At 65.8% G+C, this 21,683-nt stretch carries 20 protein-coding genes; 11 read left to right on the forward strand and 9 right to left on the reverse strand.

Annotated elements, in window-relative coordinates:
* Window positions 1-151 precede the first annotated feature (151 nt).
* Window positions 152-2,131 (forward strand): AsmA family protein, encoded by a 1,980-nt coding sequence (locus tag SR870_RS12665; RefSeq protein ID WP_322513919.1) that lies wholly within the window; start codon window positions 152-154, stop codon window positions 2,129-2,131.
* Between the two features lie 56 nt (window positions 2,132-2,187).
* Here SR870_RS12665 and SR870_RS12670 read toward each other — a convergent pair whose 3' ends face one another.
* From SR870_RS12670 to SR870_RS12690, 5 genes are all read right to left on the reverse strand, one after another.
* On the reverse strand, window positions 2,188-3,879 hold the full coding sequence (locus SR870_RS12670; protein WP_322513920.1) for an alpha/beta hydrolase: 1,692 nt from the start codon (window positions 3,877-3,879) through the stop codon (window positions 2,188-2,190).
* Window positions 3,880-4,172: 293 nt separating this feature from the next.
* Window positions 4,173-4,973, reverse strand: coding sequence for an ABC transporter permease (locus tag SR870_RS12675; protein WP_322513921.1), 801 nt, complete (start codon window positions 4,971-4,973; stop codon window positions 4,173-4,175).
* Window positions 4,974-5,118: 145 nt separating this feature from the next.
* The gene (locus tag SR870_RS12680) at window positions 5,119-6,036 is read right to left on the reverse strand and encodes an ABC transporter permease (RefSeq protein WP_322513922.1); all 918 of its coding nucleotides are present in this window, start codon (window positions 6,034-6,036) and stop codon (window positions 5,119-5,121) included.
* Between the two features lie 24 nt (window positions 6,037-6,060).
* Window positions 6,061-7,200, reverse strand: coding sequence for an ABC transporter ATP-binding protein (locus SR870_RS12685; RefSeq protein WP_322513923.1), 1,140 nt, complete (start codon window positions 7,198-7,200; stop codon window positions 6,061-6,063).
* A 173-nt stretch (window positions 7,201-7,373) separates the two neighbouring features.
* Entirely contained in the window at window positions 7,374-8,150 is a 777-nt protein-coding gene (locus tag SR870_RS12690) for a TrmB family transcriptional regulator (RefSeq protein WP_322513924.1), read from the reverse strand.
* A 257-nt stretch (window positions 8,151-8,407) separates the two neighbouring features.
* Between SR870_RS12690 and SR870_RS12695 the strand changes: the two genes are divergently transcribed.
* The 5 genes from SR870_RS12695 (at window position 8,408) to SR870_RS12715 (ending at window position 12,952) form a co-directional block, all read left to right on the forward strand.
* Entirely contained in the window at window positions 8,408-9,241 is an 834-nt protein-coding gene (locus SR870_RS12695; RefSeq protein WP_322513925.1) for an ABC transporter permease, read from the forward strand.
* A 10-nt stretch (window positions 9,242-9,251) separates the two neighbouring features.
* Window positions 9,252-10,106 carry an ABC transporter ATP-binding protein gene (locus tag SR870_RS12700; protein WP_322513926.1) on the forward strand — a complete coding sequence of 285 codons (855 nt, stop codon included), beginning with the start codon at window positions 9,252-9,254 and terminating at the stop codon, window positions 10,104-10,106.
* A gap of 3 nt (window positions 10,107-10,109) precedes the next feature.
* The gene (locus SR870_RS12705; protein WP_322513927.1) at window positions 10,110-11,165 is read left to right on the forward strand and encodes an ABC transporter substrate-binding protein; all 1,056 of its coding nucleotides are present in this window, start codon (window positions 10,110-10,112) and stop codon (window positions 11,163-11,165) included.
* A 205-nt stretch (window positions 11,166-11,370) separates the two neighbouring features.
* A complete protein-coding gene (locus SR870_RS12710) occupies window positions 11,371-12,000 on the forward strand; it encodes a flavin reductase family protein (protein WP_322513928.1) in 630 nt (209 codons plus the stop codon).
* A gap of 4 nt (window positions 12,001-12,004) precedes the next feature.
* Window positions 12,005-12,952, forward strand: a complete 948-nt coding sequence (locus SR870_RS12715; RefSeq protein WP_322513929.1) for a carbon-nitrogen hydrolase family protein — start codon at window positions 12,005-12,007, stop codon at window positions 12,950-12,952.
* A 27-nt stretch (window positions 12,953-12,979) separates the two neighbouring features.
* Here the strand turns inward: SR870_RS12715 and SR870_RS12720 are convergent, their stop codons facing one another.
* A complete protein-coding gene (locus SR870_RS12720) occupies window positions 12,980-15,664 on the reverse strand; it encodes an EAL and GGDEF domain-containing protein (protein WP_322518262.1) in 2,685 nt (894 codons plus the stop codon).
* Between the two features lie 172 nt (window positions 15,665-15,836).
* On the opposite strand from SR870_RS12720, the gene SR870_RS12725 reads away from it, so the two are divergent.
* On the forward strand, window positions 15,837-16,943 hold the full coding sequence (locus tag SR870_RS12725) for an NAD(P)/FAD-dependent oxidoreductase (RefSeq protein WP_322513930.1): 1,107 nt from the start codon (window positions 15,837-15,839) through the stop codon (window positions 16,941-16,943).
* Window positions 16,944-17,141: 198 nt separating this feature from the next.
* Here SR870_RS12725 and SR870_RS12730 read toward each other — a convergent pair whose 3' ends face one another.
* Window positions 17,142-17,324, reverse strand: coding sequence for a YdcH family protein (locus SR870_RS12730; RefSeq protein ID WP_322513931.1), 183 nt, complete (start codon window positions 17,322-17,324; stop codon window positions 17,142-17,144).
* Window positions 17,325-17,689: 365 nt separating this feature from the next.
* On the opposite strand from SR870_RS12730, the gene SR870_RS12735 reads away from it, so the two are divergent.
* Entirely contained in the window at window positions 17,690-17,896 is a 207-nt protein-coding gene (locus tag SR870_RS12735; RefSeq protein ID WP_011440347.1) for a YdcH family protein, read from the forward strand.
* Here SR870_RS12735 and SR870_RS12740 read toward each other — a convergent pair.
* A complete protein-coding gene (locus SR870_RS12740) occupies window positions 17,886-18,659 on the reverse strand; it encodes a GGDEF domain-containing protein (RefSeq protein ID WP_322513932.1) in 774 nt (257 codons plus the stop codon). The genes SR870_RS12735 and SR870_RS12740 overlap by 11 nt on opposite strands.
* A gap of 152 nt (window positions 18,660-18,811) precedes the next feature.
* Between SR870_RS12740 and purE the strand changes: the two genes are divergently transcribed.
* From purE to rpsU, 3 genes are all read left to right on the forward strand, one after another.
* Complete coding sequence (gene purE / locus SR870_RS12745) at window positions 18,812-19,300, forward strand: 5-(carboxyamino)imidazole ribonucleotide mutase (RefSeq protein WP_322513933.1); 489 nt, start codon at window positions 18,812-18,814, stop codon at window positions 19,298-19,300.
* The gene (locus tag SR870_RS12750) at window positions 19,297-20,391 is read left to right on the forward strand and encodes a 5-(carboxyamino)imidazole ribonucleotide synthase (protein WP_322513934.1); all 1,095 of its coding nucleotides are present in this window, start codon (window positions 19,297-19,299) and stop codon (window positions 20,389-20,391) included. The genes purE and SR870_RS12750 overlap by 4 nt, the downstream gene beginning before the upstream one ends.
* A 194-nt stretch (window positions 20,392-20,585) precedes the next feature.
* Entirely contained in the window at window positions 20,586-20,891 is a 306-nt protein-coding gene (gene rpsU, locus SR870_RS12755; RefSeq protein WP_322513935.1) for a 30S ribosomal protein S21, read from the forward strand.
* Window positions 20,892-20,990: 99 nt separating this feature from the next.
* Here rpsU and modB read toward each other — a convergent pair whose 3' ends face one another.
* Window positions 20,991-21,683, reverse strand: a complete 693-nt coding sequence (gene modB, locus SR870_RS12760; RefSeq protein ID WP_322513936.1) for a molybdate ABC transporter permease subunit — start codon at window positions 21,681-21,683, stop codon at window positions 20,991-20,993.

Below are 21,683 nucleotides of genomic sequence, written 5' to 3' on the forward strand. Positions count from 1 at the left end.
AGCAAAAACGGCGCTGGCCGTCAATTGCGCCGACCCGCTACGGCCCGGAAGGCCTTGAAAGAGACAAGAAAAACGATCAAGTTGCCGCCGAGCAGGGGGCCGGCGGCCCCGCCCTTTCACCCCCCTCATCTGACCCGGATCTTCATTGGCGATGGCCCAGGGAATCAAGCGCCTCGGGATATCGGTTGCAGCGCTGATCGTTCTGGCCGTGATCGGCGCGCTGGCGCTGTCGCTGCTGATCGACCGCGGGGCGATGCGGCAGGCGGTCGAGGCGCAATTGCGCGCCGCGACCGGACTCGAACTGGCGATCGACGGCGACATCGAGATCGCGATCTTTCCGCGCAGCTACGTCACCTTTTCGGCGGTTCGGCTGAAGGGCGACGGCGACGCCGACAGCGCGCTGGTCGTCGAGACGCTCACCGCCAATCTGCGCCTGCTGCCGCTGCTGCTGCGCCGCTTCGAAATCGCCGACATCGTGCTGATCAAGCCATCGATCCGCGTCGTCCGCGACGCCGACGGCGGCAGCAACTGGACGCCGTTCATCAAGAGCCTGACGCGGACGATGAAGCCCGGGCTCGACGATCAGGTGTCGTTCTCCGAGATCCGGCTGCAGGACGGCGTGCTCAGCTATCACGACGACGCCGGCAAGATCAGCGAAACGCTCGCCGACATCGACCTGTCGCTGGCGTGGCCGTCGATCTCCCGCACCTTCGCGGCCGCCGGCCAGTTCGACTGGCGCGGCGAGCGCCTCGACGGCAGCATCAGCGTCAACGACTTCATCGCCGCATTGGCGGGCGAACGCTCCGGCCTGAAGCTGCGGCTCGCCGGCGCCCCGATGAAGATCGCGTTCGACGGCGCGATCGGCAACAAATCCAGCCTGGTGCTGGAAGGCACGCTCTCGGCCGACAGCGTCTCGCTGCGCAACGCGCTGCGCTGGGCCGGCCAGGAGCCGCCCGGCGCCGGCGGCTTCGGCCGCTTCGCCATGAAGGCGCGCGCCAATCTGGTCGGGCCGGCGATCGCGCTGACCAACGTCAATATCGAACTCGACAAGAACGTCGCCGAAGGCGTGATGACCTACACCATCGCCGGCAATCATCGGGGCCTGCAGGCGACGCTCGCCGCCGGCAGCATCGACGTCACGCCGTATCTGTCGACGATCCGGCTGCTGACCAGCGGCGCGCGCGACTGGAACCGGCAATTGTTCGATCTGGGCTCGGCGAACCCGGTCGATCTCGACGTCCGGCTGTCCGCCGCCAAGGTCACGCTCGGCTCCTCGACGTTGGGCCGCACCGCGCTCAGCGCCAATCTGCGCGGCGGCGCGCTGGCGCTCAGCGTCGGCGAGGCGCAGATCTATGGCGGCATCGTCCGCGGCACGCTCGGCGTCACCCGGCGCGACAACGTCGCCAATATCAAGACCCAGTTCCAGTTCAACGACGTCGACCTCGAAGCCTGCGCCGCCGACCTGCTCGGCGTGCGCAATCTGTCGGGCCGCGGCAATCTCAGCATCGCGCTGGAGGCGTCCGGGTCGAGCCCGTTCGGGCTGGCGCAGTCGCTCGACGGCCAGGCGCTGCTCACCGGCCATGACGGCGCCATCACCGGCTTCAATGTCGAGCAATTGCTCAAGCGGCTGGAGCGTCGGCCGCTGTCCGGTGGCGGCAATTTCCGCAGCGGCAAGACGCCGTTCAACACCCTCAACGTCGCGGTGCGGTTCAGCGACGGCGTCGCCACCGCCGACGACATCCGGATCGAGGGCCCGACCGCGCGGATCTCGCTGACCGGCACCGCCTCGGTGCCGTCGCGCGACTACGACCTCAAGGGCGTCGCCAGCCTCGCCAATGTGCCCGGCGCACCCGGCTTCAACCTGCCGTTCATCGTCGAGGGGCCGTGGGACGATCCCCTGATCTTCCCCGACCCGGAAAGCCTGATCCGCCGCTCGCCGGCCTCGGCGCCGCTGCTCGACGCGGTGAAGGACAGGAAGACCCGCGACGCGGTGCGCTCGGTGCTGGAGCGCATCACCGGCGGCCGCAAGGCCGATCCCGACGCCGCCGCCGAGCCCCCGGCGGCGCCCGCCGCCGCAGCGCCGGCCGCTGCGCCGAAGGCCGCACCGCCGGCCGCTCCGACCCAGCAGTAATCCCATCACCATTCAAACGTCCCATGAGAAGCACAGCAGACATTTGATTAGCATTGCTATTTCAAATACTTCCAGTATGTGGGCGGTGCGGGCGGATCAGGCGCCCTGCGAATGTCAGCCAGTCGAGGAGACTTTTTGCCGTCCTCAATCAACAGTTTGATATCGTTTATGATTTCTCGATTTGTAGCAAACACCGTGTGGTTCAAGCCAAACATCTCATCCCCGATGTTTGTCACATCAATCGTATCTAGGTTCGGTAGCACGACGGGACCTTCGGGTGGCACATCGCCGGCTCTCGGCGATTTTGCGAGCATTGCAGACAACCTCAACGCCTTGTCAGCAGCTGAGGCGTACAATGTCATACCCAGCGCAATTTCCTTGAGCCTCGGTATCGCATCAACGAACGCCTTCCTGTCAATGTCTGGCGCCGCCATCACCAATTGATCCAAGCGAATTTCGGACGAGGACTGCGCGAAGTTTTGTAGCGCGTCCAAAACCAAGAAGTTTCCCATGCTGTGCGCTATGACGTTGATATGCTTGATACCGAACTCCTTCTGCAACTTCGAGACAAGCTCGACAAAGCGAAATCGTCCCGACAACGCGCTGACTTGATCGTATCCGTAGTCGGATATGTCGTCGCCTCCCTTGGTACTCCAAGAGAACAACACCGAGAGCCCCCGATATTGCAGGTCCCAAACGATCTGGGCGTTCCTATAGACAGCTTGCTCGAAATTTGTATTGAAGCCGTGGACAAAAACGAGAGCGGACTTCGGGCCCTGCTCCGCAATCAATTTTGCCAGATCGGACTCAGAGAGAAAGGATAGTTGCTTGATCGTGAAATGACTCCTGTCTTTCTCTTTCTCCCGGTGAACTTCGTATCCGAAAAGATGCCAAACCGACGGCAGCTCAAGTCGACCAAATTTGTGGTCTTCCGGCACGCGCACAGAGGCAGCGCCAAAAGTTAGCTTACTTTGTCGATCACCGGAGAAGGCGACGACCTTCTGTGAAGCGATTGGCTGTCTGTCCGTTGCAAAAATGAACTCGACTATCCTCTCAAGTTCGTTGCTCAGCGCCCCACAAAGTGAGGGCAGTGTCTCACAAGGCCTCTGAACGGCCGAGAAGCCTGCATTTCCGGAGGCAAGTCCTGCTTCATTGGGAGCGATCGCATCATTCAACCAGCTTGTTGTTGAATTTGGCACTGCCATCGGCCTGATTGCTGAACCAATAATCACGGGCGACGATGTTCCTGATCCGAACTTACCCAACATCATTCGTCCGGGATCTCTGATTATTGAGGCGACGTCCCCCAAGACTTTCCCGGGGTCCTTCAATGGGCTTATAGAGGAAACATTTGATTGAAGGAGGACAGCTCTGGCGATCAGCTTCCCAGTATCGTCCAATCTGAACTGCCAAAGCGAAGTTCCTTCGACATGCACGACTTCCGCTTTGTAGGATGTGAAGTCTGAAAATGCGACCGTTGAGCTTATTTTCGTGGTGACGATGCTGCCGAGCCGCTGAAGTATCGGATACCCGGCCGTCCCGTTTGTCTCCTTCAGGATGGAATCGTACTGCTCGGAGGTAGTGATTTGCTTGAGCGTCGTCGCATTCGACGATTGGAGCGCAGCAATGTAGTAGGCAAGCGGCTTTTCCGGTGCAAACGGTTGCGCGCGGCCGACCTGGGCAAAGGCAAAGCAGCTTGCCGCCATTACAAGTGAGAAGAACAGCAAATCCAATGAGCGACGAAGCATGATCTCCTCGCTTCAAATAAACTGGCGAAAATATACGCAAATCTGCCGCAACTATCACATAATAGCAAGCCATAGAGATTCAGGAAGCAGCGGCATACAGGCGTCAACACCCCCTCGATGCTGTATCGATCGCTCCCCCAACGCCGTCAGTTCGGGACCAAACGCCTTACCGGCAAGAGGCAGCATGCCGAACCAACCCGCCGCGGCGGCGCTAGTGCCTGCGGCCATCCTTCGAGGCGCGCAAGGGCGCGCACCTCAGGATGACGGTGTGCTGGCGTTCAGTCAGTTGCTGTTCACATCGGCGCGGCGCTGTCGGCCTTGGCGCGGGACAGTTTCGAGGCCAGCGAGGCGATCACGATCGCCAGCGTCACCACGGCGACGATCAGCGTGCAGATCGCGTTGATCTGCGGCTTCACGCCGAGCCTGACCTCCGAATAGATCCGGATCGGCAGCGTCGCCGAGCCAGGGCCGGTGGTGAAGCTCGCGATCACCAGATCGTCGAGCGACAGCGCAAAGGCGAGCATCCAGCCGGCCGCGATCGCCGGCCAGATCAGCGGCACGGTGGCCTGAAAGAACGCCTCGACCGGGCCGCAGCCGAGATCCATCGCCGCCTCCTCGTAGCTGCGGTCGAGCGAGCCGAGCCGCGACTGCACCACCACCGCGACGAAGCACATCGTCAGCGTCGTGTGGGCGATCGTCACGGTCCAAAAGCCGCGCTCGGCATTCAGCGCCACGAACAGCAGCAGCAGCGACAGGCCGGTGATCACTTCCGGCATCACCAGCGGCGCGTACAGCATCCCCGAGAACAACGTGCGGCCGCGGAAATGCCCGGCGCGCGACAGCGCCACCGCCGCCAGCGTGCCGAGCACCGCGGCCGCGGTCGCCGACGCCAGCGCCACCCGCAGGCTCATCCACGCCGCCGCCAGCATCGCCTCGTCCTGGAACAATTCGCGATACCAGCGCAGCGACCAGCCGCCCCACACCGTGACCAGACGGGAATCGTTGAACGAGTAGATCACCATGATGACGATCGGCAGATACAGGAACGCCAGGCCGAGCGTCAGCGACACGAGGTTGAAGCGGGAGAGTTTCATGACGCGCCGCCTTCTCCCTCCCCCCTTGCGGGGGAGGGTCGGGGTGGGGGGTAGCCCCGAAGCGAGGCTCCCGTTGTGGACCCCCACCCCCGACCCCTCCCCGCAAGGGGGAGGGGAGCAGAGAGCGCCGCCCCGATCCCGCCCATCACCGCCCTCCTTCGAGCTGGCGGCGCTGCAGGCGCTCGTAGATCATCAGCGGCAGCAGCAGCACGGCGAGCAGCACCACCGCGATCGCCGAGGCCACCGGCCAGTCGCGGTTGGTGAAGAACTCCAGCCACAGCGTCTGCCCGATCATCAGCGAGCCGGAGCCGGCCAACAGATCCGGAATCACGAACTCGCCGACGATCGGGATGAAGCACAGCAAGACGCCGGCGCCGATGCCGGGCAGCGACAGCGGGAACGTCACCAGCCAGAACGCCCGGCGCGGCGAGCAGCCGAGATCGGCGGCGGCCTCGTTCAGCGACGGCGGCAGCTTCGCCAGCGTCGCATACAGCGGCAGCACCATGAACGGCAGATACGAATAGACGATGCCGATATACATCGCGGTATCGGTCGACAGCCACACCAGCGGCGCCGAGACCAGATGCAGCGCCAGCAGCGTCTGGTTCAACAGGCCGTCGTGCTGCAGGATGTTGATCCAGGCGTAGATCCGGATCAGGAACGAGGTCCAGAACGGCACGATCACCAGCATCATCGCCAAAGGCTGCCAGCCCCGCGGCAGCCGCGCCATCGCGTAGGCAATTGGATAGCCGATCAGCAGCAGGATCGCGGTCGAGACCGCGGCGACGACGAGGCTGCGCAGATAGGACAAGACGTAGAGATTGTCGGAGATCAGCAGCCGGAAATTGTCCAGCGACAGCGCTGCGAACGCGGCCGTCAGCGCGTCCCAGCCGGCCGCGAGATCGAACACCGGCGTGTAAGGCGGCTGCGCGATCGCGCTCTGCGACAGGCTGATCTTCACCACGAAACCGAACGGCACCAGGAAGAACAGCGCCATCCACAGATAGGGCGCGATCACCGCCAGCCGCGCCGGGCGGGTGAAGATTCGGCGTGCGCCGCTCATCGCCAAGCCCTCATCGCCAGGCCCTCATTTTTCCAGCACCACGCAATCGTCGGGCGCGAACCACGCAACCACGTGGTCGCCGGTGCGATAGGCGTCGACGTCGAGCCGCGTGGTGTTGGCCATCTTGGCCAGCAGCGTCGCGCCGGTATCGAGCCTGATCCGGTAGCTGGTCAGCCCGCCATAGTAACCGACCTCGGCGACTTCGCCGTCGAGCCGGTTCATCGCATCGGCATGGCCGAGATCGGCGGCCGGGCCGCGCCGCGACAGCTTGATCTTCTCCGGCCGGATCGCGAGGCTGATCGCGGTCGCCTCGGTCGGCTGGCGTGGCGCGGCAGCGGTGACGGCGCCCGCACCGCCGGTCGCGACCGTGAGGCGGCCGTGGTCGCGCGACGCGATGGTGCCGTCGAGCATGTTGACGTCGCCGACGAACTCCGCGACCCAGCGCGACGCCGGCGTCTCGTAGAGCTGCCGCGGCGTCGCGACCTGTTCGAGCCGGCCGGACTGCATCACGCCGATCCGGTCGGCCACCGTCATCGCCTCCTCCTGATCGTGGGTGACGATCACGAAGGTGGTGCCGAGCCGCTTCTGCAGCGCCATCAGTTCGAGCTGGGTGGTTTCGCGCAGCTTCTTGTCGAGCGCCGCCATCGGCTCGTCGAGCAACAACAGCCGCGGCCGCCGCGCCAGCGCGCGCGCCAGTGCCACGCGCTGCTGCTGACCGCCGGAGAGCCGATCCGGCTTGCGCTTCTCCAGGCCTTCGAGCCTGACCAGCGCCACCATTTCGGCGACGCGCGCCTTGATCTCCTTCCGCGGCAGGCCGGCGCGCTTCAGCCCGAAGGCGATGTTGTCGGCCACCGACAGATGCGGAAACAGCGCGTAGTTCTGGAACATCATGTTGACCGGGCGCTGATGCGGCAGCACCGCGGCGATGTCCTCGCCGTCGAGCAGGATGCGGCCGCTGTCGGGGGTCTCGAATCCGGCCAGCATCCGCAGCAGCGTGGTCTTGCCGCAGCCGCTCGGCCCGAGCAGCGCGAAGAACTCGCCGGCCTTGATATCGAGCGACAGCCGGTCGACCGCAACGAAGCCGCCGAACCGTTTTTCGACGGACTCGATCTGCAACAGCGGCGCTCCGGCCCTATCGGCCGGATCTCCAGCGTCCTCAGTCATTCCCCAGCAGCGTCCTCAGTCGTTCCCCAGCGCCTCGACGGCCCCGGCTCTGATCCAAACACAATCGGCAAGCTGTAGCGGCCATTCGCACGGGGCTCAACAGCCGCAAATCGCGCGCTCGGTTCACCACCGGACGCGGCCACAACGCGGCGCGACGGCGCCGACCTCGCGGCTCACGCCTCGGCTTCAGGCGGGAAGATCGCCGGCTCGGTATCCGGCGTGCTCAGGCTCCACATCGCGTCGAACATCGAGGCCTGGAAGGCGGCGAACTCGGCGCTGTCGATGATCAGGCCGTAACTCTCGCGCGCGGACGAGATAAGGCAGACTTTGTTGCCGTAGATGAAGCAGGTCATCGCCAGCGTATGTTGGTGCGGCGCGTAGCGCAGTTCGCGGCGATACTCCTCGCTCGACGGCCAGATCGGCGCGATGTCGCGCTCGGCCGAGCGAATCACCCGCAGCCAGATGTCGCGGCGGGCGCGCTCGAGCAGATAGCGCTCCATCTCCTCGAGGCCCGGCTCGGCCATCAGCTCGCGCATCGACAGCGTCGCGCGCAGCACCTTGTCGCCGCCGGACAGCGTATCCCACAGCGTGGTGCGGATGCCGTCCGGACCCGGGTGGAAGCGGACGTTCGGCTGGCCGCTCTCGTGGTGATACATCGAGCGCAGCACCGGCATGACGTCTTCGAGCATCGTCCGCCGCGCCTCGAGCCGCTCCAGCAGGATGCCCGGCTCCTGGGCGACGACGAAGCGCCGCTTGCCGTGGTCGACGAACCGGACCAGCCCCTCGGCTTCCAGCTTGGCGAGCGCGTCATGCGCGGTGGTGCGCGGCAGCCCGGCCTTGGCCGCAACCGCCGTCACCGAGGCGCCGCCGAGGCCGACGGCGGTCAGATACAGCTTGTACAGCGTCCCGGTGATGCCGATGCGGGCCAGCTTGCCTTCGATATCCACCATCGTCCCCCACCCCCGAGCGCGCCGACCATGTCCGATCTCTGTCGCGACGTCCATTGTCGGATTTCACCGATAAAATATTCGGTTGATTCGACCAAACTGCATAAATCAACGCCATATGGCGTGAGCATATGCAGCATTTCCGCGATTTTGATGGATTTTTATACCGTCAGCCGCACGATTCAGATTGACGAAAATATCCGACATATTTCATGCTGGGTGCGCTGAGGATGCCTAGCAAGACGAACGGAGGATTGCAGATGGAAGCGGAAGCCGATGCGGGCCGCCTGCCGGTCGAGACGACAAGACCGCGAACCACGATGCTCCAGACCGCCTTTGCGGGACGGCCGATGCGGGCCGCGGTGGGGCTCACGGCGTTCTTCGCCATCTGGCAGGCGGTGACGCAGCTCAATCTGGTCGACGGCTTCCTGCTGCCCTCGCCGGTGGCGATCGCCGAAGCGCTGTGGGAGCTCGCGCTCGACGGCTCGCTCTGGGTGCACCTCGGCGCCAGCCTGCAGCGCGTCGCGGTCGGCTTCCTGCTCGCCTGCATCGTCGGGCTGGTGCTCGGCCTGATCTGCGGCTGGTGGCGGACGGTGTCCGACTATGTGCGGCCGGTGATCGAGGCGCTGCGGCCGATCCCCCCGCTGGCGTGGATCCCGATCACCATCCTGTGGTTCGGGCTCGGCGACGCCGCATCCTACTTCCTGGTCTTTCTCGGCGCGGTCTTCCCGGTGTTCATCGCCACCTACACGGCGATCCGCGGCCTCGACCGCAACCAGATGAACGCCGCGCTCTGCCTCGGCGCCAAACCCTGGCAGCTCTTCACCGACGTGCTGATCCCGGCCTCGCTGCCGATCATCCTGCCGGGCCTACGGATCGCGCTCGGCGTCGGCTGGATGTGCGTCGTCACCGCCGAGCTGATCGCCGCCCAGACCGGGCTCGGCTACCTGATCCAGCAGTCGCGCATGCTCTTCCAGATCAACAACGTCGTCGCCGGCATGGTCACGATCGGACTGATCGGCTTCGCAATGTCCGCGATCCTTGAACGCATCGAGCGGCGCGTGAATGCGTGGGCTCCTTCCGAACGTAGCTGAGGGCACCCCCATGACCGCAAACATCGCGTTGGCAACTGCAGCTATCCCCGCTGCCGCGCCGGCTTCCGCCGCCCGCGCTGCAGCCGCCGAGGTCCAGATCGACATTCGCAATGTCGGCAAAGTCTACGACTCCAAGGTCACGCACCAGGCGGTGATCGCGCTCGACGGCGTCTCGCTGCGCATCAAGAAAGGCGAGTTCATCTCGCTGCTCGGGCCGTCCGGCTGCGGAAAGTCGACGCTGCTCGGCATCATCGCCGGATTCCAGTCGGCCTCGACCGGCCAGATCCTGCAGAACGGCCGGCCGATCTCCAAGCCCGACGCCTCCCGCACAGTGGTGTTCCAAGACTACGCGCTGTTCGGCTGGATGACGGTGCAGCAGAACGTCGAATTCGGCCTGAAGGCGAAGGGCATGCCGAAGGCGCAGCGCGCCGAGATCGCGCGCGCGCTGATCGCGACCGTGCATCTGTCCGGCTTCGAAGACAAATATCCGCACCAGATGTCCGGCGGCATGAAGCAGCGCGCCGCGATCGCCCGCGCGCTCGCGCCGGATCCCGACATCCTGCTGATGGACGAGCCGTTCGGCGCGCTCGACGCGCAGACCCGCGTGCTGCTGCAGGAAGAAATCGCCCGCATCTCCACCGAGGCCGGCAAGACCGTCATCTTCGTCACCCACGGCATCGACGAGGCGGTGTTTCTCGCCGACCGCGTCGTGGTGATGAGCCCGCGGCCCGGCCGGGTGCGCGACGAAGTGCTGGTGCCGCTGCCGCGGCCGCGCACCGCCGACATGCGTTCCGATCCATGGTTCGTCTCCACGGTCAAAGACCTCTGGGAGACGCTGAAGCCTGAATGGCAAAAAGGGGAATAGACCGTGACAATCAATCTATCGCGCCGCCGCTTCGGACAGCTCGCCGCCGGCTTTGCCGCCACCATGCCGCTCGCGGCCCCGTCGATCCTGCGCGCGCAGCAAGGCGACGTCGTCAAGATGGCCTGGTTCAACACCACCACGGTGTCGGCCCAGATCGCCCATGTGCTGATGCGCACCGACATTGCCGAGCGTAACGGCCTGAAGATGGAGATGATCCAGCTCGCCGCCTCGCCGGCGATCACCGAGGCGCTGGTCTCCGGCGCCGCCGATATCGGCACACTGTCCGACTTTGCCGCCGTCACCACCATGGCGATCGGCGCGCCGGTCACCACGGTATCGTCGCAGGCGATCTTCCGCTCGGCGGTGCTCACCACCAAGAAGTCCGGCATCACTGATCTCGCCGGCCTCAAGGGCAAGCAGGTGTTCGGAACCTTCGGCATCACCGCGTTCCAGAACGCGCAGGAAGCCGTGTCGAAGGCCGGGTTGGTGCCGGGCAAGGACGTCACCTTCGTCAATGTCGGCCCCGCCGAACTTGCCGACGCGGTCGGCTCGCAGCGGATCGATGCGTTCTTCACCTACGATCCGTTCGTGTCGTTCTTCGAGAACTCCGGCCACGCGCAAGTCGTCTCGCAGAACGTCACCCCGGTGATCGTGCTCGCCGCCAACAACCGCTTCTTCAAGGATCGCCCCGCGGTGCTGAAGCGGATGCTGAAGGCGAACTCCGAAGCGCTGTTCTTCGCCAGCCAGAACAATGATCTGGTCAACGGCTGGTTTCGCACGCTGGAGCCCGCCAAGAACATCCCGGTCGAGGTGCTGCAGAAAGCGTCGAGCTACGATCCGGCGTGGAGCGCCAAGGCTTACACCGACATCAAGGCGACGCTGACGCCGGCGCAGATCGCCAAGATGGAGTTGCTCGCCAAATGGGGCGTCGAGAACAAGCTTCTGCCGCGCGTGCCCGACGTGACCAAGTTCGTCGACACCACGATCGCCGGCGCGGTCGACAAGGAAGCCGCGGCGCAAGGCTTCGACCCGAAAAGCGTGAAGATCACCCGCGCCTGATCGCGGGTCTTCACTTCTCAGACTCAGTGGGGGCGGTCGTATGTAACGCCGTCATGCCCGGCCTTTGTGCCGGGCATCCACGCCTTAGCAGTGCCAAACGCAGAAAGAACGTGGATGGCCGGGACGAGCCCGGCCATGACGAGAACCGTTAGCCAAAATGCACGACTTGGTATCACATCCAGAGCGTCACTTCGACTTCGCCACAATGTCCGGCGCTGACCGCTATCGGTTGATGGCCTCGACCATCATGCCTCGCCCGATCGCATGGGTCGTCACGCGTTCGCCCGATGGCGGCGTCAACGCGGCGCCCTACTCGTTCTTCAACATGTTCGGCGCGGACCGCCCCGTGGTCGCGCTCGGCATTCTGGCGCGGCCCGGCGCCCCCAAGGATACGGCTGCGAACATCCGCGCGACCGGCGAATTCGTCGTCAATCTCGTTCCCTTCGCGCTGGTCGAGGCGATGAACGCGACCTGCGTCGAAGCGCCACCGCACATCGACGAACTCGCGCTCGCCGGACTAGACACCTTGCCGAGCGTCGCGATCCGGCCGCCGCGCATCGCCGCGTCGCCGGTCGCGTTCGAATGCAAGCTCACGCATTTGCTGGATACCGGCCCCGGCCAGTCGATGGTCGTGGGCGAGGTGCTCCATGCCCACTATGCGCGCCGCGTCCTGACCGGCGATCCTGATCGGCCGCGCGTCGACCACGCCGCGCTCGATCTCGTCGGGCGGATGCACGGCGCCTCCGCCTACACCCGCACCCGCGATTTGTTCGATCTCAATCGCCCGCTCTGGGCCGATCCGGTCGACCGCACCACACCGCATCACGAGGACTGACCAGATGGCAAAGTTGAAAGTCGCAGCCGTTCAGGCGACCACCGTTCCGTTCGACGCCGCCGGCGCGACCGCGCGCACCGTGGCCTTGCTCGGCGAAGCCGCCGCCAAGGGCGCCCAGCTCGCCGTATTTCCGGAAGCCTTCATCGGCGGCTATCCCAAGGGCCTCGATTTCGGTTGCAGCATCGGCCGACGCACGCCGGAAGGCCGCGAGGATTTCGCCCGCTACGTCCGCGGCGCCATTACCATTCCCGGCCCCGAAGTCGACCAGCTCGTCGCCGCCTGCGCGGAGCACGACATCCACGCCGTCGTCGGCGTGATCGAGCGCGACGGCGGCACGCTGTATTGCACGGCGCTGTATCTGTCGCCGGGCGGCCTGCTCGGTATCCACCGCAAGATCATGCCGACCGGATCGGAGCGCCTGGTGTGGGGCTTCGGTGACGGCTCGACGCTGACCGTGGTCGACACGCCCTATGGCCGACTCGGCGGCGCGATCTGCTGGGAGCACTACATGCCGCTGATGCGCGCCGCGTACTACGCCAAGGGTGTGCAGATCTGGGCCGCGCCCACCGCCGACGATCGCGAAAGCTGGGTCGCCACGATGCGCCACATCGCGCTGGAGGGCCGCTGCTTCGTGATCGGCGCCTGCCAGGTGATGCGGCGGTCGGATTTCCCGGCCGACTACGCCAGCCGGATCGACGCCGGCCCCGACGACTGGATGATGCACGGCCGCTCGGTGATCGTCGGGCCGCTCGGCGACGTGCTCGCGGGTCCGCTGGTCGATGAAGAGGGCATTCTCACCGCCGATATCGACGTCGACGACCTGCACGGCTCGCGGCTCGACTTCGACGCGGTCGGGCATTATGCGCGGCCGGACCTGTTCACTCTCCACGTCGACGAGCGGCCGCAAACGCCGGTCACGTTCGCAGGCGGCGTGGACCAGACGAAGGCGTGAACCACGCGGGCGACGCCGGGCGGGCGATCAGCCCGCCTGGCGCGCATGCGCGCCAGCACCGCCCACGCGCGAGGCGAGCCCGACGAGCCAGGGATAGTCGTTGATCGGCGCGGGCATGCCGATCAGATAGCCCTGCACGGCGTCGCAGCCCTCCTCGACCAGGAAGTCGAGCTGCTCCTGGGTCTCGACGCCCTCCGCCACCAGCGATACGCCGAGGCCGTGGCCGAGCCCGATCACCGCGCGCACGATCGCCGCCGACTGCACGTTGCGGCCGAGATTCATGATGAAGGCCCGGTCGATCTTGATCTTGTCGAACGGGAATGCCTGCAGATAGGTCAGCGACGAGTAGCCGCTGCCGAAATCGTCCATCGACACCCGGACGCCGAGCGTCTTCAGCCGGCGGAGCAGCGCCAGGCCGCGCTCGAAATCGTCGATCAGCACGCCTTCGGTGATTTCCAGCTCGAGCCGGCCTGGCTTCAGCCCGGTCTCGAGCAGCACCTGGTGCACGATGCCGACCAGGTCGGTGTTGAGGAACTGCGCCGGCGACAGGTTGACGGCGATCTGCAAAGGCTTCGGCCACGACGCCGCTTCGCGGCAGGCCTCGCGCAGGATCCATTCGCCGATCTCGACGATCAGGCCGCTCTCTTCCGCCAGCGGAATGAACTCGCCCGGCGGCACGAAGCCGCGCGTCGGATGGCGCCATCGCGCCAGGGCCTCGAAGCCGACGATGTCGCCCTCGCCGATCTGCTTTTTGCTCGACGCCTGCGGCTGATAGTAAAGTGACAATTCGCCGTTGCGGATCGCGTTCGACAGATCCTGATGCAGGGCTCTGCGGTCGCGGATCTGCATGTCCATCTCGGGGGCGAACACGCCGATCGACCCGCGCGCATGCGCCTTGGCGCGGAACAGCGCCGCGCTGGCATTGGCGAGCAGCGACGCCGCGTCCCTGCCGTCGCGCGGAAACAGCGCGATGCCGGTGGTGCCTCCGGTCCGCACCGTCTTGCCCTCGATCTCGAAGCCGCAGGCCAGCGCCTTCGAGAGCCGCTCGGCGAGTTCGCACGCCGCGTCCGGCTGCGGGCCGTCGATCAGCAGACCGAACTCGTCACCGCCGAGCCGCGCTACGACGCCGCCGGGCGACGCCTGTTCGATCCTTCGGGCGACCTCGATCAGCAACTGGTCGCCGATGGCGTGGCCGAACACGTCGTTGATCTCCGAGAGCCCGTCGAGATCGACCGACAGCACCGCGAACTCGTCCTTCCCGCTGTCGCAGGCCTCGATCATCTGCGACAGCGACTTCAGGAAGGAGGTTCGGTTCGGCAGATCGGTCAGGCCGTCGTGATACGCCATGTACGCCATCCGCGCCTCGGTCTGGCGGCGATCGGTGACGTCGACATGGGTCTTGATCAGATAGTTCTCCGCACCCTCCTCGTCCGCGACGGTGATGCGGCGGGTCACGAACAGGCGCAGGCCGTTCCTCGTGCTGATCGGATGCTCCTCGACCATCAGGTCGCCCTTGCGGATCGCGATCTGGTCGCGCTCGCCGATCAGCCGTGCTTCCTTGGGGTTGAAGATCTCGCCGCAGGTCAGGCCGATCGCGTCCTCGCGGCGGCGATTGAGGATGATCTCGGCGCCGCGATTGGCGAGCAGATAGCGGCCGCTGCTGGTGTTCTGCACCGTGAGCCCGACCGGAATGTTGTCGACCACCAGTTCGAGGAACTTCCGCGTCTTGTCGAGCTCGCGCGCCAGCACTTGCCGATCGGTGACGTCCTCGAACAGCGCGATGATGAATTCCGGCTCGTTGCGCTCGTTGTAGGCGACGACGCGGTCGCTCTCCAGCACCAGTTCGCGCTGGCCGAACTCGACCGTCAGTTCGGCCCGGCATCGCGTCTTGCCCGACTCCAGCGCCCTCTGATCCGCTTCGCGGATCGCGGCGGCGGAACGTGGCGAATACAGTTCATCGGCGGTGGCGCCGATGATCCGTTCGCGCGGCAGCCGCGACAATTTCTCGAAAGCGCGGTTGGCGAGGATGTAGCGGCCGTCCTCGATGCTCTTGGCCGCGACGCAGACCGGGATGTTGTCGATCACCGATTCCAGGAACTGCTTGGTGGTCGCGAGTTGCTTCGACACCAGGCGCAACTCGGTGCAATCGTCGTGGGTCGAGATCATCCCGCCGTTCGCCAGCGCCGAGAACTTCACCTGCACGAAACGGCCGTCCGGCAGTTCGCTGACGCAACCTTCGGGCAATTTGGCGTGGCGCAGAAACTCCTCGTTGCTGACGTCGAGCGTGCCGCGGGCCCGGCGCAACGCGAGCAGATCGCTGCCGGCGATGCCGTGCGGGACATCGGAGCGCTGCAGCCCGTACATCTCGAGGTAGCGATCGTTGCAGAACACCACCCGATTCCTAGCGTCGACGATGACGACGCCCTGCTGCAACTTGTTGAGCACCGAATCGACCAGCATGTTCTTGCGGCGCTGGATGCGGCGCTGCTTGCGAAGCAGCGCCGTCGCCCACAGCGCGATGGCGCTGGTGAACGATGCCAGCACGAAGCCGCCGATCAACAGCTCCCAGATCAGCTCGGGGTCGAATCCGCCGATGTAACTCGTCGGCTGGAAGCCGGAGGCCGCCTGCGCAACGCTGCTCGACGAGAAAAGCGATGTCACCGCCGCAATCTTAGCCGCACCGCCGCTTTTCTTCACAATGCCCAACGCCATGAAACACCTGAAAAATTGCCATCGGAATCTCACGTGTGAGCTGTTGGAAACGCGTAAACATCGCTGCCACATTGTCGGGCTATTGACCTGATTTTCATCAATTGACCTGCGATGGTTAATGCCGCGATAACACGGCACTTTCGGGCTCGTGCCCGGTCGGGGACAGCGAGCTATGGAACAGGTTGAATGCGTCGTGGTCGGCGCCGGCGTGGTGGGGCTCGCGATCGCGCGCGGGCTCGCGCGAGCGGGCCGCGAAGTGATCGTGCTGGAAGCCGCCGAAGGGATCGGCACCGGCACCTCGTCGCGCAACAGCGAGGTGATCCACGCGGGGATCTATTATCGCGCCGGCAGCCTGATGGCGCGGCTCTGCGTCGACGGGCGGCAGGCGCTGTACGCCTTTTGCCGCGACCACGGCGTGCCGCATCGGCAATGCGGCAAGCTGATCGTGGCGACCACGGCGGCGGAGGCCGAGAAGCTGGCGTCGATCCGCGCCCACGCCGCTGCCAACGGCGTCGCCGATCTGCGCGCGCTCGACGGCGCCGAGGCCCGCGCGATGGAGCCGGCGCTGAATTGCGTCGCGGCGCTGCTGTCGCCCTCGACCGGGATCGTCGACAGCCACGCCTACATGCTGGCGCTGCGCGGCGATGCCGAGGCGGCCGGCGCGGCGTTCGCGTTTCACGCGCCGCTGCTGCAGGCCTCGGCGACGGCCGGCGGCTTCGCGCTCGAGGTCGGCGGCGAGGCGCCGATGACGCTCGGATGCCGGCTGCTGATCAATGCGGCGGGGCTGGCGGCGCCCGCGGTGGCGCGCGCGATCGCGCCGATGCCGGCGGCGCTGGTGCCGTCGGCGTATCTCGCCAAGGGCAATTACTTCACCTGCAATGCGCGCGCGCCGTTCTCGCACCTGATCTATCCGGTGCCCGAGCCCGGCGGGCTCGGCGTGCATCTGACGCTGGATCTGGCCGGACAGGCGCGGTTCGGGCCGGACGTCGAATGGATCGATGCGGTCGACTATGTGGTCGATCCGTCGCGGGCGGAGCGCTTCTATCCCGCGATTCGCCGATACTGGCCGGACCTTCCCGACGGGGCGCTGGCGCCGGGCTATTCGGGGATACGACCGAAAATCGTTCCGCCCGCGGTCGCGGTGCAAGACTTCGTGATCCAGGGACCGGATGCCCACGGCGTCGCCGGGCTGATCAACCTGTTCGGCATCGAGTCGCCTGGGCTGACCGCATCACTGGCGATCGCCGAGGACGTCGCCGGTCTGACCGCGTCCGCCTGAGGCGTCGAGGTCCGAAGGTTCAGGGGGTGGTATCCAGTCTTGGCGCCGACGCAGGTGCGTCCCGGATAAGTGGCGCGGACCGGATACCATCAACCTGATCGCTACACCGTTCGCGCAGATCTCGCGCTGGAGGGCGGTGTGGCGAGCTCCCTTTGCGTTGCGAAAGGAGCTGTCAGTGCAATGTTCAGTGCAGCGTGTTCAGTGGAGTGTGCTGGAGACTTGTCTCAACCGATTGATTTCGTCGCGAACCATGAGTTTCCGGCGTTTCAGCTCGACGATGCGCAGATCGTCCGTGGAAAGATGGACGAGCGCGTCGTGCAGTTCGGACTCCAGAACTTTGTGTTTTCGTTCCAGTTCAACGAGATGAGCCTGAAGTGCCATACGAAACCTCCTCTGTGAGTGAGACTAGATTCCATCCGGACGTATGAGTGTACAGCTCTCCTGAAGGCTGTCGAGTAGCTTTGAAATACGTGCGTCACAATTACCCGATCATCCGAAACGATTCGTGATTATACCGGGCATCGTCGCGCGGCCGCTCTGCCACGATGTCGCCTTCAATGAACTGCCGCCTGCCCGCGCCGATCCTTAACGTCTTCGAAATCATTCCCCGCCGAAGGTCGTGTTCGACGAACGGCCGAGCCGCGCCGCTTGCCCGCAACGCTGGCAAAGGCGATAATCCTGCTACTGATCCTTCATTCCCCGCGGCGGTTCGCGCGTCAGCGATCCGGCTCAAGCTGTTTCTGGTCATGACCGACGAAGACGAAGGCGAGCTCGGGGCCGAGCTCGCGAAGCTGCAGCAGGAACACCGCGACCTCGACGCGGCGATCGAGGCTTTGCATCATTCGCCGGCGCCCGATCTGTTGCGGCTGCAGCGGCTGAAGAAGCGCAAGCTGGCGTTGCGCGACCGCATCGCCTTCATCGAAGATCAGATCACCCCCGACATCATCGCCTGAGCCGCTCCGGCGGCGCCGACGCCGCGCGGCGCTCGGCCTTGCGCGCGTACATCGCCTGGTCGGCGATGGCGAGGGCTTCCGCCACATCCATGCCCGCCGTCAGCATCGCCACGCCGGCCGAGACCCCGGCGGTGACGATGTGCGAGCCGTATTGGATGGTGAGGTGATCCACCGCCTGCTCCAGCGCCGTCGCCTTGATCCGGGCGTCGGCCTCGCCGAGATTCCACAGCAGCAAGGCGAATTCGTCGCCGCCGAGCCGCCCGATCAGATCGGAGGAGCGGACGTGGCGGAGCAAGGCGTCGACCACCGCCTTCAGCACGACGTCGCCGGCGGCATGACCATAGGTATCATTGACCGGCTTGAGCCGGTCGACGTCGAGCACGATCAGCGCGCCGCCGGCGCCGTAGCGCTGGATGTAAGCGAGCGCGCGGGCGAGTTCGCGCTCGAAGCCGCGGCGATTGGAAATGCCGAGCAGGAAATCGGTCTCGGCGGAGGCCCGCAATTCGTCGATCTGCGCCAGCGCCGCGGCGAGCTGTGCCTTCAGCCGGCGGATCTTCGCCCGGGCGTCGGTCGGCAGCCGGCCCGAGCCGACCCGCGCGCGCGCCATCGCCTTGACCGCCTTGGCCTTGACCGGAAGCGCCTTGACCGGAAGCACCTTGGTCGCGCCGGCCGCTGGGCGCGAACGCTTCCCAGGCACGGCGCCCGCCGCAGCCCTGGAACCGGACCGGGATGTCTTCGGGGATCGGGGGGGCGTCTTTTTCATCAGAATCCGCGCGAGAACCGCCACAACACACACCACAACACTTGCCGGTCTTCACCAAGAAAGGATAGTGCATTCCCGACGCCTTGGCCGAGGCCGCGGCAGCCCCTATATTTCCCCGCTTATGCTTCTGGATTCTCGAAAGAATCGCTCGAATGACAGCCCCCGTTGCGATCATCATGGGCAGCCAGTCGGACTGGGACACGATGCGGCATGCCGCCGACACCCTGACCGCGCTCGGCATTGCCCATGATGCGCAGATCGTCTCCGCCCATCGCACCCCCGACCGCCTCTTCGGCTTCGCCAGGGGCGCGAAAGCGGCCGGCTTCAAGATCATCATCGCCGGCGCCGGCGGCGCCGCGCATCTGCCGGGTATGACGGCGGCGCTGACGGAGCTGCCGGTGTTCGGCGTGCCGGTCGAGTCGAAGGCGCTGTCGGGGGTGGATTCGCTTTATTCGATCGTGCAGATGCCGGCCGGTATTCCCGTCGGCACGCTGGCGATCGGTAAGGCCGGCGCCGTCAATGCGGCGCTGCTGGCAGCGAGCGTGCTGGCGCTGACCGACGAGGCGCTGGCGGAGCGGCTGAGCGCCTGGCGCCAGAAGCAGACGGATGCGATCGCCGCCCGGCCGGAGGGATCGGCGTGACCGGTCCCGTGCAGCAGGTGCTCAAACCCGGCGACACCATCGGCATTCTGGGCGGCGGCCAGCTCGGACGGATGCTGGCGATGGCCGCAGCAAGGCTCGGCCTGCGTTGCAATGTGTTCTCGCCGGACCCGGATTCGCCGGCCTTCGACGTGGTGCAGAACGCCGTCTGCGCGGAATATGCCGATGTCGAGGCGCTGGAGATGTTCGCCGCCGACGTCGACGTCATCACCTACGAGTTCGAGAACGTGCCGGCCTCGGCGGCGCTGGTGCTGGCGGCGCGCAAGCCGGTGCTGCCCGACTACCAGATCCTGGAGACCACCCAGGACCGCCTCGCCGAGAAGGACTTCGTCACCAAGCTCGGCATCGGCACCGCCGCCTATGCCGACGTGACCTCGGCGCAGACGCTGCGCGCCGCGATCGCCAAGCTCGGCCTGCCCTCGGTGCTGAAGACGAGGCGGTTCGGCTATGACGGCAAGGGCCAGATCATCCTGCGCGAGGGCGACGACCCGGACGCGGCCTGGGAGAAGCTGGAGACCCGCGCCGCGATCCTCGAGGCGTTCGTTCCGTTCGAGCGCGAAGTCTCGGTGATCGCCGCGCGCGGCAGCGACGGCCAGGTGGTGTGCTACGACATCACCGAAAACGAGCACCGCGACCACATCCTGAAAGTGTCGCGGGTGCCGGCGCCGGTGAGCGATGCGGTCGCCGGGGAAGCCCGGCGGATCGCCACCACGATCGCCGACGCGCTGAACTATGTCGGCGTGCTGGCGGTCGAGATGTTCGTGGTGCCGGGCGATGGCGGCGCCAAAGTGCTGGTCAACGAGATCGCGCCGCGGGTGCACAATTCCGGTCACTGGACGCTCGACGGCGCCTCGGTGTCGCAGTTCGAGCAGCACATCCGGGCGATCGCCGGCTGGCCGCTGGCGGAACCGCTGCGCCACGGCGCCGTCACCATGACCAATCTGATCGGCCACGACGTCGACGATTGCGCCCGCTGGCTGACGGTTCCGGGCGCCACGCTGCATCTCTACGGCAAGCGGACCGCTCTGGCCGGCCGCAAGATGGGCCATGTCACTGTCATCGAGCCGCGGTGATCGCACCGTCGGCCAGAAGACGATCCGCGGCCGACCAATGGCGCAAAAACTTATCCTCAACCGAGGTGGACATCGGCGACCCGATCTGATACATCCGCGCCCTTAAGGCTGAGGGCCTGGCCGTTGTCGGCCCCGCCTGCTTCAGAAATTCAAATCCGACACACGTCAATCGGACCAGTCAAAGAGGATGCCGCGTGCAGGTTCTCGTTCGCGATAATAACGTCGATCAAGCTCTCAAGGCGCTCAAGAAGAAGATGCAGCGCGAGGGCATTTTCCGCGAGATGAAGCTCCGCGGTCATTACGAGAAGCCGTCCGAGAAGAAGGCCCGTGAAAAGGCCGAAGCCGTGCGCCGCGCCCGCAAGCTGGCCCGCAAGAAGCTGCAGCGCGAAGGCCTGCTGCCGATGAAGCCGAAGCCGGCTTTCGGCGCCGATCGCGGTCGTCCGGGTGCCGCGGGCCCCGGTGCCGGCGGCCCGGGTGCGGGTCCGCGCGGTCCGCGCTGATCGTTCGGATTTCAGATCTGGATTTCGAAACGCGGGCCTGGTGCCCGCGTTTTGTTTTTGTGCGGGGCGCGGCCCCGAACGGGCTCGGATCGAACGGGCTCAGACCGCCGGCCGGCCGGTTCTGCGGATCACCGCGAGGACGGCGAGCGCGACCAGCCCGAGCAGCGCCGACAGCACCGCGGCGCGCGCGTAGTCGCCGTTGAAAACCGCGTTGTAGACTTCGAGCGAGACCGTGTTGGTCTTGCCGATGATATTGCCCCCCAGCATCAGCGTGATGCCGACCTCGCCGAGCGATCGGGCGGTCCCGAGCACGAGGCCCGCCACCAGCGCGCCGCGAATATTCGGCAGGATCACGAACAGGAAAGTGTCGATCTCGCTGCGGCCGAGCGTGCGCGAAGCTTCCCCCAACGTTTTCGAGATGCCGGCGATCGCCGCCTCGGTCGGCTTCACCACCAGCGGCAGGCCGGCGACGAACGAGGCCAGCAGCACGCCTTCCACCGAGAACACGAAGCTGAGGCCGACGCTTTGATCCAGCCACTGCCCCAGCGGGCTGCGGCGGCCGAGCAGGATCAGCAGAAAGAAGCCGAGCGCGATCGGCGGCAGCACCAGCGGCACGGTCACCAGTGCATCGAGCAGGGTCCTGCCCGGCCAGGATGGCTGCGCCAGCGCCCAAGCGAGCAGCGTGCCGAACACGGCGTGCAGGCCGAGCGTAACCAGCGCGATCTGCAGCGACAGCCGCGCCGGATGCAGGAGAGCCGGGTCGTTCAGCGCGGTCCAGACAGCTTCGATCAT

This window comes from Rhodopseudomonas palustris (genome assembly GCF_034479375.1).
Taxonomy (GTDB): domain Bacteria; phylum Pseudomonadota; class Alphaproteobacteria; order Rhizobiales; family Xanthobacteraceae; genus Rhodopseudomonas; species Rhodopseudomonas palustris_M.

What these genes read in the sequence shown, in the direction of transcription:
- SR870_RS12665 (WP_322513919.1), top strand. Translation starts at nt 152, where the DNA reads ATGGCCCAGGGAATCAAGCGCCTCGGGATATCGGTTGCAGCGCTGATC.
- SR870_RS12670 (WP_322513920.1), bottom strand. Translation starts at nt 3,879, where the DNA reads ATGCTTCGTCGCTCATTGGATTTGCTGTTCTTCTCACTTGTAATGGCG.
- SR870_RS12675 (WP_322513921.1), bottom strand. Translation starts at nt 4,973, where the DNA reads ATGAAACTCTCCCGCTTCAACCTCGTGTCGCTGACGCTCGGCCTGGCG.
- SR870_RS12680 (WP_322513922.1), bottom strand. Translation starts at nt 6,036, where the DNA reads ATGAGCGGCGCACGCCGAATCTTCACCCGCCCGGCGCGGCTGGCGGTG.
- SR870_RS12685 (WP_322513923.1), bottom strand. Translation starts at nt 7,200, where the DNA reads ATGACTGAGGACGCTGGAGATCCGGCCGATAGGGCCGGAGCGCCGCTG.
- SR870_RS12690 (WP_322513924.1), bottom strand. Translation starts at nt 8,150, where the DNA reads ATGGTGGATATCGAAGGCAAGCTGGCCCGCATCGGCATCACCGGGACG.
- SR870_RS12695 (WP_322513925.1), top strand. Translation starts at nt 8,408, where the DNA reads ATGGAAGCGGAAGCCGATGCGGGCCGCCTGCCGGTCGAGACGACAAGA.
- SR870_RS12700 (WP_322513926.1), top strand. Translation starts at nt 9,252, where the DNA reads ATGACCGCAAACATCGCGTTGGCAACTGCAGCTATCCCCGCTGCCGCG.
- SR870_RS12710 (WP_322513928.1), top strand. Translation starts at nt 11,371, where the DNA reads ATGTCCGGCGCTGACCGCTATCGGTTGATGGCCTCGACCATCATGCCT.
- SR870_RS12715 (WP_322513929.1), top strand. Translation starts at nt 12,005, where the DNA reads ATGGCAAAGTTGAAAGTCGCAGCCGTTCAGGCGACCACCGTTCCGTTC.
- SR870_RS12720 (WP_322518262.1), bottom strand. Translation starts at nt 15,664, where the DNA reads ATGGCGTTGGGCATTGTGAAGAAAAGCGGCGGTGCGGCTAAGATTGCG.
- SR870_RS12725 (WP_322513930.1), top strand. Translation starts at nt 15,837, where the DNA reads ATGGAACAGGTTGAATGCGTCGTGGTCGGCGCCGGCGTGGTGGGGCTC.
- SR870_RS12730 (WP_322513931.1), bottom strand. Translation starts at nt 17,324, where the DNA reads ATGGCACTTCAGGCTCATCTCGTTGAACTGGAACGAAAACACAAAGTT.
- SR870_RS12735 (WP_011440347.1), top strand. Translation starts at nt 17,690, where the DNA reads ATGACCGACGAAGACGAAGGCGAGCTCGGGGCCGAGCTCGCGAAGCTG.
- SR870_RS12740 (WP_322513932.1), bottom strand. Translation starts at nt 18,659, where the DNA reads ATGAAAAAGACGCCCCCCCGATCCCCGAAGACATCCCGGTCCGGTTCC.
- purE (WP_322513933.1), top strand. Translation starts at nt 18,812, where the DNA reads ATGACAGCCCCCGTTGCGATCATCATGGGCAGCCAGTCGGACTGGGAC.
- modB (WP_322513936.1), bottom strand. Translation starts at nt 21,683, where the DNA reads ATGATCGAAGCTGTCTGGACCGCGCTGAACGACCCGGCTCTCCTGCAT.